Origin of the sequence: Streptomyces sp. NPDC091292, from assembly GCF_044757265.1 — a bacterium.
GTDB lineage: Bacteria > Actinomycetota > Actinomycetes > Streptomycetales > Streptomycetaceae > Streptomyces.
Genome location: NZ_JBIVUQ010000004.1, coordinates 400,254 through 413,527, shown reverse-complemented (window position 1 = coordinate 413,527; position 13,274 = coordinate 400,254). Strand labels below are relative to the sequence as shown.

The window sequence follows — 13,274 nt, the reverse complement described above, 5'->3', positions numbered from 1 at the left end:
GGGCAGGCGGTTCTGGTGGGGGTCAGGCCGTGGACAGGTCACGGCGGCGGAGTGCCGCCAGGCCCGCCACCAGCAGGGCCACCGCGATCACCGTCAGGGTGAGGACCGGTGTCCACTGCATCTCCGAGCCGGGCAGCTTGGGGAGGTGGCCGAACGGTGAGAGGTTCATCACCGACTGCGGCAGCTTCAGCGCGGGCCCGATCCAGCCGATGAGCAGCGCGGCCCCCGCGACGCCCCACGCCCCCACCGCCACCTGCGGCGAGATCCCGTGGAGCAGGACGGCCAGGGCGCCGATGACCCAGATCGCGGGGAGCTGGACGAGGCAGGCGCCGAGGACGGCGCCGAAGTCGTGCCCGTAGCCGAGGGCGAGGCCGAGGCCGCCGATGACCATGATCAGGGCCGAGCCGCCGAAGGCGATGAGCAGATGGCCGCTCGCCCAGCGGAGCCGTCCGACGGCGTTCGCGAGGACGGGTTCGGCGCGCTGCGAGGTCTCCTCGCCGTGCAGCCGCAGCACCGACGAGACGATGAAGAGCGCGGCGACCATGCCGAGCATCCCCACCATCGCGGCGAGGAACGCCTGCGTGACGCCGCTCTGGCCACCCATCCGTTCGATGATGTCCCGCGTCTGCTGGTTGTCGCCGACGAGGTCGACCGCGCCCTGCGTCATCGAACCGAAGACCACCCCCGAGGCGAGGAAGCCGAGGCTCCAGCCGAGCACGCCACCGCGTTGCAGCCGCCAGGCCAGCGCGCCGGCCGTGCCCAGCTTGCCGCGCGCGGGTCCGGGACGCGTCGGCAGGAAGCTCATCCCGACATCGCGGCGTCCTGTGAGCACGTAGGCGGCGGACCCCTGGACGGCGAGGGCGGCGGCGAAGAGGAGGAGGACCCACCAGCGTTCGGAGGCGTAGGCGCGCAGGTTCTCCAGCCAGCCGATCGGTGAGATCCAGGTCAGCGGGGACGAGCCGTCGTCGGTCGCCGAGTCGCCGGCCGCGCGGAGCACGAACGCGGCGCCGAGCAGCCCGGACGTCAGCCCCTTGGCGAGCCGCGCGCTCTCGGTGAGCTGCGCGACGATCGCCGCCATCGTCGCGAAGACCATGCCGGTGCCCCCGACGCCGAGCCCCAGCGCGAGCGCGCCCGCCCCGCCCTGACCGGCCAGCCCGGCGGTGATCAGCAGTGCGAGCAGGGCATTGGCGACGGCGGCCGTGAGCAGCGCGGCGGTGAGCGGCGCGTGACGGCCGACGATGCCCGCCGAGAGCATCTCCTGACGCCCGCTCTCCTCCTCGTCCCGGGTGTGCCGGACGACGACGAGCAGACTCATGATCGCCGCGAAGACCCCGGCGAAGACGCCCACGCGCCAGACCGTGAGTGCGCCGATGCTGTCGCCGAAGACCGGTCCGTACATGGCGTTCAGGGAGCTGTTGCCGACCATGGAGCGCGCGAAGTCGGCGCGTTCGGCGGCGGTGCCGTAGAGGCTTTCGAGGGTGCCCGGCATCGACAGCACCATCACGCCGATGACCAGGACCCAGAGGGGGATCATCAGGCGGTCGCGGCGCAGGGCCAGGCGGAGGAGGGTGGTGGTGCCGGCGAGGGAGCGGGGGGAGGCGGTACGGGGGTGGGAGGTGTGGGGGTTGGAGGTACGGGGGTCCGCGGGGCGGCGGGCCGGGGTGACGGCGGTCATCGCACCATCGCCTCCGTCGAGTCCGAGGTGTCCGCCGGGCCCGTACCGCCCGTATCGCCCGTGCCGTCCGCCGCGTCGTCCTCCTGGTAATGCCGCAGGAAAAGCTCCTCCAGCGTCGGCGGGGTCGAGGTCAGCGACCGTACGCCCGACTCCGTCAGGGCGCGCAGCACCGCGTCGAGCTTGTCCGTGTCGACCTGGAGCCTGACCCGGTGGCCCTGGACGTCCAGGTCGTGGACGCCGGGGAGGCCCGAGAGGCCGGCCGGGGCGCCCGCGAGTTCGGCGGTCACGCTGGTCCGGGTCAGATGGCGCAGCTCGGCCAGCGAACCGCTCTCCACGGTCTTGCCCTTGCGGATGATGCTCACGCGGTCGCAGAGGTCCTCCACCTCGCTGAGGATGTGCGACGACAGCAGGACCGTACGGCCTCGGTCGCGCTCCTCCTCGACACAGCTCACGAACACCTCCTCCATGAGCGGGTCCAGGCCGGAGGTCGGCTCGTCGAGGATCAGCAGGTCCACGTCGGACGCGAAGGCGGCGACCAGGGCGACCTTCTGCCGGTTGCCCTTGGAGTACGTGCGGCCCTTCTTGGTGGGGTCCAGCTCGAACCGGTCGATGAGATCGGCCCGGCGCGCCTCGTCCAGACCGCCGCGCAGCCGCCCGAAGAGATCGATGACCTCACCGCCGCTGAGGTTGCGCCACAGGGTGACGTCGCCGGGTACGTAGGCGATACGGCGGTGCAGGTCGACGGCGTCGTGCCAGGGGTCCCCGCCCAGGAGCTGGGCGGCGCCGGAGTCGGCGCGCAGCAGACCGAGCAGGACCCGGATGGTCGTGGACTTCCCGGAGCCGTTGGGGCCGAGGAAGCCGTGCACCTCGCCGGTCTCGACGTCGAGATCGAGGCCGTCCAGCGCGTGCGTCCGTCCGAAGGACTTGTGCAGTCCGGAGACGGTGATTGCCTTCGTCATGATTCGGAACGTACGCTTCTTTCAGAAATTTGTGAAGTTAAGGAAGCGTATAAACTTTGCTCGGGGGGCGCGACCAGGGGAGATGATTCGGGGCATGATCGAGCAGCGTGGTGACGGGTCGGCGGGGGCTGGTGGGGCTGGGGGTCCGGCGGCGGAGGGGGTGTCGGCGGACGGGGTGCCCGGAGTGGACGAGGCGGGGGTGGAGCAGGAGGCGAGGGTGTCGCGGTTCGTGGAGCACTTCGCGGCGCAGATGGTGGAGGCGGGGATGGCTCGGATGCCGGCCCGGGTGTTCGCCGCGCTCCTCGCGTCGGAGAGCGGCGCCCTGACGTCGGCGGAGCTGGGCGAGCGGCTTCAGGTGAGTCCGGCGGGTGTTTCCGGCGCCGTGCGGTATCTGGCGCAGCAGCACATGGTGTCGCGGGAGCGGGAGCCCGGGTCGCGGCGCGAGCGGTACCGGGTGCACAGCGATCAGTGGTACGAGGCGCTGACGAACCGGGATTCCATTCTGAAGCGGTGGTCCGACGCGCTGGCCGAGGGGGTGCGGACGCTGGGTGCGGACACGGCTGCCGGTGCCCGGTTGGCCGAGACGCGGGCCTTCTTCGACTTCGTCGAGGTCGAGCTGAGCACGATGATGGACCGGTGGCACGCGCACCGGGTGACCTTGGGGTTCGGAACACCACCCCCGGCCTGACCACCCCTCACCCCGGCAGGGTCAGACCCCACGCCCGTTCCCGTACCGTCCAGGTCCTCGTCCGCACCGGACCGCCGGTCATCGCATCCGCCCGGTACCGGAAGTCCGGCCCCGACACCGTGAGGGTCCGGGCCCGGGCGCGCATCGGGGCGGCGTCCGAAGGGCGTACCTCCACCACCGCGTAGCCGTCGGTCGCCGGAACCACCGAGATCCCGTCGACGGGCTGGTCGAGGTCCACGAGCGTGACCCCGTCCGCCTCTACCCGAAGCCGCGAGGCGCCCGAGCCCGCGCCCGCGCCCCAGCCCCCTCCCGCCCCCGCTCCCGTCCCCGCCCCCGGCGCCGTGGCCTGCGCGACCCGGCCGTTCCGTGGCCCCAGACTCCGTACCAGCGACTGGCAGGTGCGCAGCCAGGCGTGTGCCGGGCCGGTGCCGGATGCCGGAGTGGTCAGGGACGGGATGCGGAGATCGCCCAGTACCACCCCGTCGCTGTCGTCCACGAGCAGGTCGAGCCGCTGCTCCACCCCCTCCAGGACGGCCCGTGCGGCGGCGACGGCCCCGGTGGGCACCCCGAGCGAGCGCGCCAGCGTCACCACACCCCCGATCGGCACCAGCGACAGCGCGCCCGCGGCCAGCTCCCGCTCGCGGTGCAGCAGCCCCACCGTCCTCAGCAGGGCCCGGTCGTCGCCCACCACCACCGGGCGCCGGGAGCCCCGGCGGACCAGGGCGCGGGCGAATTCCTCGGGACTGTCCGGAAGGCACACCTTCAGGGCCGCACCCGCGCTGAGCACGTCTTTCGCGATCCGCACCGACTCCCCGTCATGGCGCCGGGCAACCGGATCGATGAGCACGAGCAGCTGGTCGGAAGCCGACACCTCGGTCCTGCCTCGCTTCCTCGGGTAGCATCTTTGTGCAAGAGCCCCTTGCGCTATTGCGCCAGGGGCTTCGTCTATTCCGGGGCACCGGTCCGACAGGTCGCGACCGACGAGGGTCGCGGGTGTACGCGCGGCGTACGCCCCTGACCTTGGACATGCCCCGCCCGGAAGGGGTGTACGCCTGTGCCCGCACTTGTGCTGCTCGGTGCTCAGTGGGGTGACGAGGGCAAGGGAAAGGCCACCGACCTGCTCGGTGGATCGGTGGACTATGTGGTGCGCTACCAGGGTGGCAACAACGCCGGCCACACGGTAGTGGTCGGCGACCAGAAGTACGCGCTGCATCTGCTCCCCTCCGGAATCCTCTCCCCGGACTGCGTGCCGGTCATCGGCAACGGCGTCGTCGTCGACCCGTCGGTCCTGCTCTCCGAGCTGAGCGGTCTGAACGAGCGCGGCGTCGACACGTCGAAGCTGCTCATCAGCGGCAACGCGCACATCATCACGCCGTACAACGTCACCGTCGACAAGGTGACGGAACGCTTCCTCGGCACGCGGAAGATCGGCACGACCGGGCGCGGCATCGGCCCCACCTACGCGGACAAGATCAACCGTGTGGGCATCCGGGTGCAGGACCTGTACGACGAGTCGATCCTCACGCAGAAGGTGGAGGCGGCTCTCGACTTCAAGAACCAGGTGCTCGCCAAGCTCTACAACCGGCGCGCGATCGCGGTCGGCCAGGTCGTCGAGGAGCTGCTCGGGTACGCGGCGAAGATCGAGGGGTACGTCGCCGACACCACCCTGATCCTCAACGACGCGCTCGACGCCGACAAGGTCGTCCTGTTCGAGGGCGGTCAGGGCACCCTCCTCGACATCGACCACGGCACGTACCCCTTCGTCACCTCGTCGAACCCGACGGCGGGCGGCGCCTGCACGGGTTCGGGCGTCGGTCCGACGAAGATCACGCGCGTGATCGGCATCCTGAAGGCGTACACGACGCGCGTCGGCGCCGGCCCGTTCCCGACGGAGCTGTTCGACAAGGACGGCGAGGCGCTGCGGCGCATCGGCGGCGAGCGGGGCGTCACGACGGGCCGCGACCGCCGCTGCGGCTGGTTCGACGCGGTCATCGCCCGCTACGCGACCCGAGTCAACGGCCTCACCGACTTCTTCCTCACCAAGCTGGACGTCCTCACCGGTTGGGAGCGGATCCCGGTGTGCGTGGCGTACGAGATCGACGGCAAGCGCGTAGAGGAACTCCCGTACTCGCAGAGCGACTTCCACCACGCGAAGCCGGTGTACGAGTACCTGCCCGGCTGGTCCGAGGACATCACGGCCGCCAAAACCTTCGCCGACCTTCCGCGTAACGCCCAGGCGTACGTGAAGGCCCTGGAGGAGATGTCGGGCGCCCCGATCTCGGCGATCGGAGTGGGCCCGGGGCGGGACGAGACGATCGAGATCAACTCGTTCGTCTAGATCTCGGCTCGGGGAGGGTGGTCGGCTGCCTTGCTGGCGTCGACCACCCTGTTCAAGGCAGGGTTGTCGGCGGAGAGGCTTGACTGCTCTGTCCGCCGAGAAGGAGACAGGATGCTGCTGAGATTCCGGGTGGCCAACGTGCGGTCCCTGCGTGATGAGCAGGAACTGTCGTTCGTCGCGCCCGGCGAGCGCGAACAGGCGGCAGCCCGCGAGGTGCCGCTCTCCGACGGCCGACGGATTCCGGTCTACACCGTGCTCGGTGTCTTCGGCGCCAATGCGTCGGGCAAGTCCAACGTCATCACCGCGCTCAAGAACATGCGCCACGCGGTCCTGCGCTCCTACGCCGAATGGACCTCCCACGACGGCATTCCTCGCGACGAGTTCGCCCTTGACCCGAAGGCCGTGACGGAGACTTCCCTGTACGAGGCCGACATCGTCCTGGATGACCACGTGCGCTGGACGTACGGCTTCGAGCTGGGACAGCGGCGCGTCGAGGCGGAATGGCTCTACGCGTACCCCAAGGGACGCCGTCAGGTGTGGTTCGAGCGGGACGCCACACGGGACAAGGGTTTCGAATTCCCGGGTGAGCGGCTCCACGACCGCACTCGGCTGGCCCGTACGACACGGCCCGATGCCCTCTTGCTGACGCGTGCGGCCAACGACGGACACGAGCAGCTCACGCCGGTCTTCGACTGGTTCAAGAAGAACCTGTGGGACGTCACCCCGGAAACCGAGCGGACCCAGCGCGAGGCAGTTACCGCTGAGCGTCTCCTCGCCGACGTGGAGTCCCGGCGCCGGGTGGAGGAATTGCTGCGTGTGGCCGATCTCGGCATCTCCGGTGTGGAAGTCGAGCGCTCGACGTCGGGTCGGCCACTCGTACGTCTGGTCCACTCGGGTGGGGGCGGGGAAACCGTCCTCGACTGGGAGGCCGAATCCTGGGGCACCCGCTCCTGGTTCGCGCTCATCGGCCCCTTGCTGCTGGCATTGGACACGGGTGCGGTCCTCCTCATCGACGAGCTGGACGCGAGCCTGCACTCGCGCTTCGCGGCGGAGGTCGTACGCCTCTTTCAGGCCCCCTGGGTGAACCCGAAGGGCGCGCAGCTGATCTTCACCGGCCATGACCCCTCACTGCTGCGCACTCCGGGTGGAGGCCGACTCCTGGAGCCGGGTCAGCTCTGGCTCACCGAGAAGGACGAGCAGGGTGCCACGGAACTGTCATCGGTGGCGGACTGGGAGCCCACGGACACGGAGGACCTCATGCTGTCCTACCTCGCGGGCTCATACGGAGCTGTCCCCAAGGTGTCCGAGGGACAGATCGGACGGCGGCTGCTGCGCACCGATGAGGCAGCGCGCATGGAGGCGAACGGGGTCTGATGGGCAGGACCAGGGGAGGGGACAGTGTCACCCGCAGACCGCGCGGGACGAAAGGCCGGGAGAGCCGGGCGCGGCAGGTCTACATCTTCACCGAGGGCGCGGTCACGGAGCCCGAGTACATCGACATCATCCTCAGGCATGGTGTCCCCGAGCGTCCCGACCGGCGGGTGGAACGGCACTTCGAGAACGCGAGCGCCGTCGGCAAGTACCGCAAGCCGCTGACCATGGTCCAGGAGGCCGTGCGCATCCTGCGGAAGGTCGAGCGAGAGGCCAAGGACGCCGGCCTGAATCGGGACGAGAGCTGGAACTGGCCCCAGGTGTGGGTCCTCTTCGACCGTGACGACCACCTGCACATCCCTGAAGCAGTGCGGCTGGCCGACAAGGAAGGGGTGCGCTATGCCTACTCGCATCCTTGCTTCGAACTCTGGCGCCTGCTGCACTACCAGAACTACACGAGCACATTCGGTGGTGTCTGCGGCGACGCGAGCAGCAAACTGAGAGCGCAGCAGGGCTTTGCACAGACCTACGGCGCCAAGGTACGGGCCGTCTCGGAGCAGGAGTCGAAGCACCTGCGCCGGGAACAGGTCCTGAAGACCGCCGATCAGGACAGATACGCAGCAGCCCGGGAACACGCGAAGAAGATCAACGAACGTCACTCCTCGACCAACCCGAACACATGGGATCCCTACACGAACGTCTGGGAGTTCGTGGAGGAGGGTCTTCTCCTCAGCGGCTACTAGAGCGGCTTGGGTATTGCCGCAGGACGTTGCGAGGTCGGCAGGAGTGGGAACCATGGGGCAGGGACTGTTCGTCAACGTTCCTGGACGTCGGGTGTAGGGCAACGGCACAACCGGGGCGGAGGGTGGCCGTGGAACCTGTGGCGGTTGAGTTGTTGATGGCGTTGGCCAGTGGGGCGCTGGGGGCGGCTGGGCAGAGTGCTTGGGAGCGGTTGCGGGGGCTGGTGCGGCGGCCGGGGGGCGGGGAACCATCGCCCGGTGAGGGTGAGTTGAGCGCGTTCGGCGGGGCCGTCGGTGATGCGGAGCGGGCCCGGCGGCTCGCGGACGCGCTGGCGTTGCGGGCCGCGCAGGACCCCGCGTTCGCGCAGGCGCTCACGGTCTGGCGGCAGGAGGCCGAGGCGGTGCGCGCCGCGCATGTCTCGGCGGGCGACCAGCATCAGCAGATCGTCGGGGGATCCCAGACGAACGTGGTCTTCCTGCGTGACGTGAACGGGAACTTCACCATCGGCTGAGGGACAGGGGGGACACGGGGGTGAAGCGGGCGCGGCGTCGCTGGATTCATCAGCAAGGGCGCTGGTTCCCTCGTATACAGGGGATCTGGGGCGGTACCCAGGAGAACGCCGTGTTCGCCCGGGACATCCACCACCTGGAGATCCATGAGTACGGCGGCCGGGACGGCGGGGGCGGTCCCGGCGGGTGGGCGTGGCGTTCCGTCGCCGTGCTCGGCGCCCTCGCCCTGCTCTTCCTCCGGCCCGAAGTGCCGCTGCCAGACCGCTGGGACCCGGGGCCCGTAATCGCGGGCTGGCTGCTGCTGGCCGGGGCGGTGGCCGTCGACGTGGCCGTGCGGGTACGGGATGCGGCGCAGCGCAGACGGCGGAGCGCGTGGCGGTCGCCGAAGCCTCTCGCGCGGGCCGTCGAAGCGCTCGCCGACGGCCTGTTCCTCCGCTACGACCGGGACGAACGCCTCGCCCAGATCCATGATCCCCGGCCGATCGAGGTGGCCTGGACGACCCGTACGGGCGCTCACGAGGACACCTCCGGAGGCTCCCTCGCCGACCACTTCGCCGCGCTCCCCACCCGCCGTCTCGTCGTCCTCGGCGGCGCGGGCGCCGGCAAGTCCGTCCTCGTCCTGCGGCTCGCGCACGAGCTGCTGCGGCGCCGTACGAAGGGGTCGCCGGAGCCGGTGCCCGCCGTGGTGTCCCTCGCCTCCTGGGATCCCCGGCGACAGGGGCTGATGGGGTGGGTGGCCGGGCAGTTGGCGGACGAGTACCCCGACGCGTGCGAGCCGGTGCCGGGGGCGCCCCCGGCCGAGGTCGCCTTCGAACTGATCCTGGCCCGCCGGGTCCTGCTCGTCCTCGACGGCTTCGACGAACTCCCGCCGGAGAACCGGAAACCGGCCGTGGAGCAGATCACCGACACCCTGCGCGGCGGTGTCCCCTTCGTCCTGACCAGCCGGGCGCCCGAGTACCGGGAACACGCGCCCGAGGACGCCGTCTTCGAGCGGACCGAGATCACCCTCAGCCCGCTGACCGCCGCCGCGACCCGCGCGTACCTCAGCCCCGGCGCCGCCCCGACCGGCTGGTCACCGGTGCTCGCGCGCCTCGCGGACGCGGCGGAGCGCGCCCCCGAAGTGCGGCGGCTGCGTGAGGTGTTGAGCGTGCCGCTGACCGTCGCGCTGGCCCGGGTCGCGTACGCGGACCCCGCCACCGACCCCGCCGAACTCCTCGCCCCGAGCCGCTTCCACCGCCCCGCCGACCTCGAACGGCACCTGTACGACGCGTACTTGGACGTCGTCTACAGCGCGTCCCACGACATGCGGGCCGCGCACGGCGGCGTGGATCCGGTGCGGGCCCGCGCCTGGGCGGGGTTCCTCGCCGCCCGGGGCAAGGCGGAGCAGCGGCAGGATCTCGCCTGGTGGCGGCTGGACGAGGGGCTGCCCCGCGCGGTGCGGCTGCTCGGACTCGTCCCCGCCTACGCGGTGACCACGGCGGTCGTCGCGCTGCTGGGGTTCGGGCGACCGGCGTGGGACGACTGGCTGCCGGTGCCGTTGTGGGGCGGGTTCCTGGTGCTGTGCGTGCTGCGGCTCGTGGTCGCCGGGCTCACCGGGATGGACGAGTGGCCCGACCCGCCGCGCCGTCCGACGCGGCCGACCGGCGCGGAGATCAGGGCGGCGTTCGGCCGCCGCCGGGTCCAAGTGGCGGCTGTGTTCGGCGGGCTCGTGCTCGGCGGGGGCTGGACGGCGGTGCTTCTTGCCGATGGGGGGTTCTGGCGGTGGGTGATGGGCGCGGTGAGCGTGTACGCCGCGTGGCGCTGCGCCCTGCCGGCCGTCAAGTCCGTGCGGCGGCCGTCCGACCCGGCGCTCGCCCGCTCCCCGGCCGCGCTGCTCCGCGCCGACCGGCGGGCTGTTCTCTTCCTCGGCTGGCTCGCGCCGGTACGGGGCAAGGTGGAGGACACCCCGGCGGGCCTGCTCCTGCTGCCGCCCCTCTTCCTCGTCCTCTGGGGGCAGTTCGGTGGCCGGGACGTCGTCGGTGCCCGGGAGTGGGCGCTGGCCTGGGCGGGCGTGCTGGTGTCATCGGCGCTGTACGGGTTCGGCGTTTCGGCGTGGGGCCGGTACACGGTGGCCCGCGCGTATCTCGCGATGACCGGGCGGTTGCCGTGGCAGCTGATGGCGTTCCTGGAGGACGCGCACGCGCGGGGGGTGCTGCGGCAGTCGGGGGCCGTGTACCGGTTCCGGCACATCGAACTGCGCGATCGGCTCGCGCAGGACGCGGGACCTGTTCCGGTGCGGAGTGCTCCGCGCGGCTCGCGTCGGCTGAAGGCGGTGGGGGCCGTCGCCACCGCCACCACCTTCGTGGTCTTCGGCGCGGTGTGGGTCCAGGCGATGACCACGGGTCCCGTACCCGGCCCGGTCGCTTCGGTGCCGCCCGCGTGCGGCCTGCTCGCGGAGGCCGATCTCGACTCGCTGATGACCGACCCCGCCACCATGTCGGTGGAGGAGGGCCGGTACTGCGCCGCCGGGGAGCAGGCGCCGTTCGCCCGGAACACGCAGATCGACGTACGGGCGTCGGTCCGGACGGCGGACGAGTCGCGCGGCGGGCCCGCCCTCGCCCAGGACTACCTCACCAGCCGGGAGCGGTCCGCGGAGACCGGGGACAGCACGGTCCGCAAGGTGGCCGGGCTCGGGGACGCCAACATCCTGGCGGTCCAGCGCCGTTCGGCGGACAGCGACCATGTGGGCGAGCGGGGGCAAGAGGACTCCTGGACGGCCTGGGTGGTGGTACGCGCCGACAACGCGCTCGTGGAGCTGGTGTACCGCGAGGAGTTCGCGTCGCGGGAGCGGCTGGCGGAGGTCGCGGAGGCGTTGGCGCGGACGGCGGTGCGAAGGGCGGGGCTGGACGCCGGCTCCGGGGGTGCGGCCGGCTCCGGGGCGCCCGGTGCGCGGTCCTTGTCGGCGATACCCCGCCCGGAGCCGCCGTCGACGGACCGCACCCGTTTCAACGTCCACTCCCAGCGTCCCGCGCAGTCCCTGGCTGGGGCGGTCTGGAGGGACGACGAGCGGTCGTACCTGTGGGACCTGGTCGACGTGCCGTTCGTCTTCCGGGCGCCGAAGCATCTGGCGTGCCAGGCGAAGGACTGGTCCGGAACGGGAGCGGTGTCGTACACCTGCCGGTCCCGTCCGGCGAACGTCCGGGCCGGGCACCTGCCGGAGCTGTCGCTGTCGATCAGCTCCTACTACTGCGGGGACTCGTGCTCGCGGAAGGAGATGGAGGACTTCATGCGGCAGATCCCCGACCGCACGGCGATGACGTGGAAGAAGGTGGACGGGTCCACGTACTACGCCGGCGGGGCGGAAGGCGACGACGGGTACCGCATGTCGTTGATACGGCGGTGGCAGTGGGGGACGGAGACGGAGACCCACGCGCACATGCTGTGGGCGTCGGTGGACACCGCGAAGGCCGACCAGGCGTGGGCGCAGAAGCCGATCAACGACATGTACACACAGACGAGCATCGGGTGAGGTGCGGCTTACGACTGGGGAAGCGGAAAGGCCACCTGACTCCGCGGCCCACTGCGGCTGACCGCCCGTACCCCGAAGAACACGTTGTCCTTCGAGAGGTCGATCTCGTGGCGGGTGACGTCGCCGACCGGGACGACGTGGGTCCACTCGGGCGCCGTCGTCTCCCGCCACACGACTTCGTACCCCTTGAGATCGGCCTCGCCGCCCCGCTCCCACACCAGCTCGGTGGAGTTGGTGAGGTTCGAGGTGATGATGCGGGCGCCGCGCGGGGTGCCGGGGGCCTGGGCGAGAGTCCAGAGGGCCGCCGCGTTCACGCGGGCGACGCGGGTGATGTACGCGAAGTCGCAGAACTCGGGGAGATCGCCGAAGCGTTTCCCGTCGGCGTCGACCCGTACGTCCTGGTGCTGGTGGGCGAAGTCCTCGGCGGGCTCGGTGAACCGGGCGGCGGGAAAGCCGCGTTCGAGGAAGGGGATGTGGTCGCCTCCCCGGAGGTAGCGGTCCCTGCGATAGACGACGCGTACGCGCATGCCGGTGACGTCGTGGTCGGCGGTGTCGCGGACGAAGCGGGCGAGTTGGCGGGCGGGTGAGTCGTTCTCGCCGCCGACGGATCGGCGTACGGCGGCCTGGGCGGGGGTTTCGGAGGTGGGGACGCCCTCGGCGAAGAGGCGGACGGTGTACGGGTCCCTTTCGCCGTCGTCGGCCGTGGAGCTGCCGACGATGTCGTTGGTGAACATGGCCTGGACGTCGGCCTGTCGGGCCTTGAACTGTTCGGCCATGTGGGCGGCTCCGTAGAGGCCTTGTTCCTCGCCGGCGACGGCTGCGAAGACGAGGGTGGCGGCGGGGCGGCGTTTGGCCATGACGCGGGCGAGTTCCATGGCGACGGCGACGCCGGAGGCGTCGTCGTCCGCGCCCGGCGCGTCCGACGTGAAGTCCATGACGTCCGTGCAGCGGGAGTCGTAGTGCCCGGAGACGACGTAGATCCGCTCGGGGCTGACGGATCCGCGCAGCGTGGCGACGACGTTGGTGATCCGGGTCGGGGTGGGGATACGGGAAGCGGGTTCCTGGACGTAGGACTGGAGTTCGACGGTCATCCGCCCATCGGAAGCGGCGGCGTACTCCCGCATCCGGTCGTATATCCAGTCACGCGCGGCACCGATACCGCGTACGGGGTCGTCCTGCGCGGAAAGGGTGTGCCGGGTCCCGAAGGCGGCGAGCCGTCGCACGGTGGCTTCGATGCGTCCCTTGTCCAACTCCCTGAGTATTTCCCGGAGGTCGGCGGTGGGCCGCTGCGTGGTGGCCGGCGGCCGGGACACCTCGACGGCTACGGCGCCGGCGGGTGTGGCACCGATCCCTGCGGCGGCCACGGCTCCCGTCCCGGCGACACTCGCGGTCAGAACGGTTCTCCTGCTGGGGCGCTGGGGCATGTGTCCTCCGTGGGGGGTGCGGACCGGACTCAGTGCCTGTCTGACGTAGGCGCTGCAATCG

Annotated in this window: 10 protein-coding genes; 6 read left to right on the top strand and 4 right to left on the bottom strand. The window is 71.2% G+C overall.

Translation table 11 applies throughout. The features are described 5' to 3' along the window. Positions 1-22: 22 nt before the first annotated feature. Together ACIQNU_RS16070 and ACIQNU_RS16065 are read right to left on the bottom strand one after the other, a co-directional pair. The gene (locus ACIQNU_RS16070) at positions 23-1,675 is read right to left on the bottom strand and encodes an ABC transporter permease (RefSeq protein ID WP_401366274.1); all 1,653 of its coding nucleotides are present in this window, start codon (positions 1,673-1,675) and stop codon (positions 23-25) included. Continuing rightward, positions 1,672-2,634: an ATP-binding cassette domain-containing protein gene (locus ACIQNU_RS16065; protein ID WP_401366272.1), complete on the bottom strand. Its 963-nt coding sequence runs from the start codon at positions 2,632-2,634 to the stop codon at positions 1,672-1,674. Before ACIQNU_RS16065 ends, ACIQNU_RS16070 begins: the two co-directional genes overlap by 4 nt. A gap of 94 nt (positions 2,635-2,728) precedes the next feature. Between ACIQNU_RS16065 and ACIQNU_RS16060 the strand changes: the two genes are divergently transcribed. Next, positions 2,729-3,322, top strand: coding sequence for a GbsR/MarR family transcriptional regulator (locus tag ACIQNU_RS16060; RefSeq protein ID WP_401366270.1), 594 nt, complete (start codon positions 2,729-2,731; stop codon positions 3,320-3,322). 7 nt (positions 3,323-3,329) lie between these two features. Here ACIQNU_RS16060 and ACIQNU_RS16055 read toward each other — a convergent pair whose 3' ends face one another. Next, positions 3,330-4,193 carry a diacylglycerol kinase gene (locus ACIQNU_RS16055; RefSeq protein ID WP_401366269.1) on the bottom strand — a complete coding sequence of 288 codons (864 nt, stop codon included), beginning with the start codon at positions 4,191-4,193 and terminating at the stop codon, positions 3,330-3,332. Between the two features lie 183 nt (positions 4,194-4,376). Between ACIQNU_RS16055 and ACIQNU_RS16050 the strand changes: the two genes are divergently transcribed. The 5 genes from ACIQNU_RS16050 (at position 4,377) to ACIQNU_RS16030 (ending at position 11,789) form a co-directional block, all read left to right on the top strand. Beyond that, positions 4,377-5,660: an adenylosuccinate synthase gene (locus ACIQNU_RS16050; RefSeq protein WP_401366267.1), complete on the top strand. Its 1,284-nt coding sequence runs from the start codon at positions 4,377-4,379 to the stop codon at positions 5,658-5,660. Between the two features lie 111 nt (positions 5,661-5,771). Then, positions 5,772-7,034: an ATP/GTP-binding protein gene (locus tag ACIQNU_RS16045; RefSeq protein WP_401366265.1), complete on the top strand. Its 1,263-nt coding sequence runs from the start codon at positions 5,772-5,774 to the stop codon at positions 7,032-7,034. Then, positions 7,034-7,774, top strand: a complete 741-nt coding sequence (locus ACIQNU_RS16040; RefSeq protein WP_401366263.1) for an RloB family protein — start codon at positions 7,034-7,036, stop codon at positions 7,772-7,774. Before ACIQNU_RS16045 ends, ACIQNU_RS16040 begins: the two co-directional genes overlap by 1 nt. Before the next feature lie 266 nt (positions 7,775-8,040). Then, positions 8,041-8,283: a hypothetical protein gene (locus ACIQNU_RS16035; RefSeq protein WP_401366261.1), complete on the top strand. Its 243-nt coding sequence runs from the start codon at positions 8,041-8,043 to the stop codon at positions 8,281-8,283. A gap of 110 nt (positions 8,284-8,393) precedes the next feature. Then, entirely contained in the window at positions 8,394-11,789 is a 3,396-nt protein-coding gene (locus tag ACIQNU_RS16030; RefSeq protein WP_401366260.1) for an NACHT domain-containing protein, read from the top strand. A gap of 8 nt (positions 11,790-11,797) precedes the next feature. Here the strand turns inward: ACIQNU_RS16030 and ACIQNU_RS16025 are convergent, their stop codons facing one another. Beyond that, entirely contained in the window at positions 11,798-13,213 is a 1,416-nt protein-coding gene (locus tag ACIQNU_RS16025) for a M28 family metallopeptidase (RefSeq protein ID WP_401366258.1), read from the bottom strand. Between the last annotated feature and the right edge of the window lie 61 nt (positions 13,214-13,274).

Excerpts from the sequence above, each read along its gene's own strand:
- ACIQNU_RS16070 (WP_401366274.1), bottom strand. The coding sequence starts at position 1,675 with ATGACCGCCGTCACCCCGGCCCGCCGCCCCGCGGACCCCCGTACCTCC.
- ACIQNU_RS16065 (WP_401366272.1), bottom strand. The coding sequence starts at position 2,634 with ATGACGAAGGCAATCACCGTCTCCGGACTGCACAAGTCCTTCGGACGG.
- ACIQNU_RS16060 (WP_401366270.1), top strand. The coding sequence starts at position 2,729 with ATGATCGAGCAGCGTGGTGACGGGTCGGCGGGGGCTGGTGGGGCTGGG.
- ACIQNU_RS16045 (WP_401366265.1), top strand. The coding sequence starts at position 5,772 with ATGCTGCTGAGATTCCGGGTGGCCAACGTGCGGTCCCTGCGTGATGAG.
- ACIQNU_RS16040 (WP_401366263.1), top strand. The coding sequence starts at position 7,034 with ATGGGCAGGACCAGGGGAGGGGACAGTGTCACCCGCAGACCGCGCGGG.
- ACIQNU_RS16025 (WP_401366258.1), bottom strand. The coding sequence starts at position 13,213 with ATGCCCCAGCGCCCCAGCAGGAGAACCGTTCTGACCGCGAGTGTCGCC.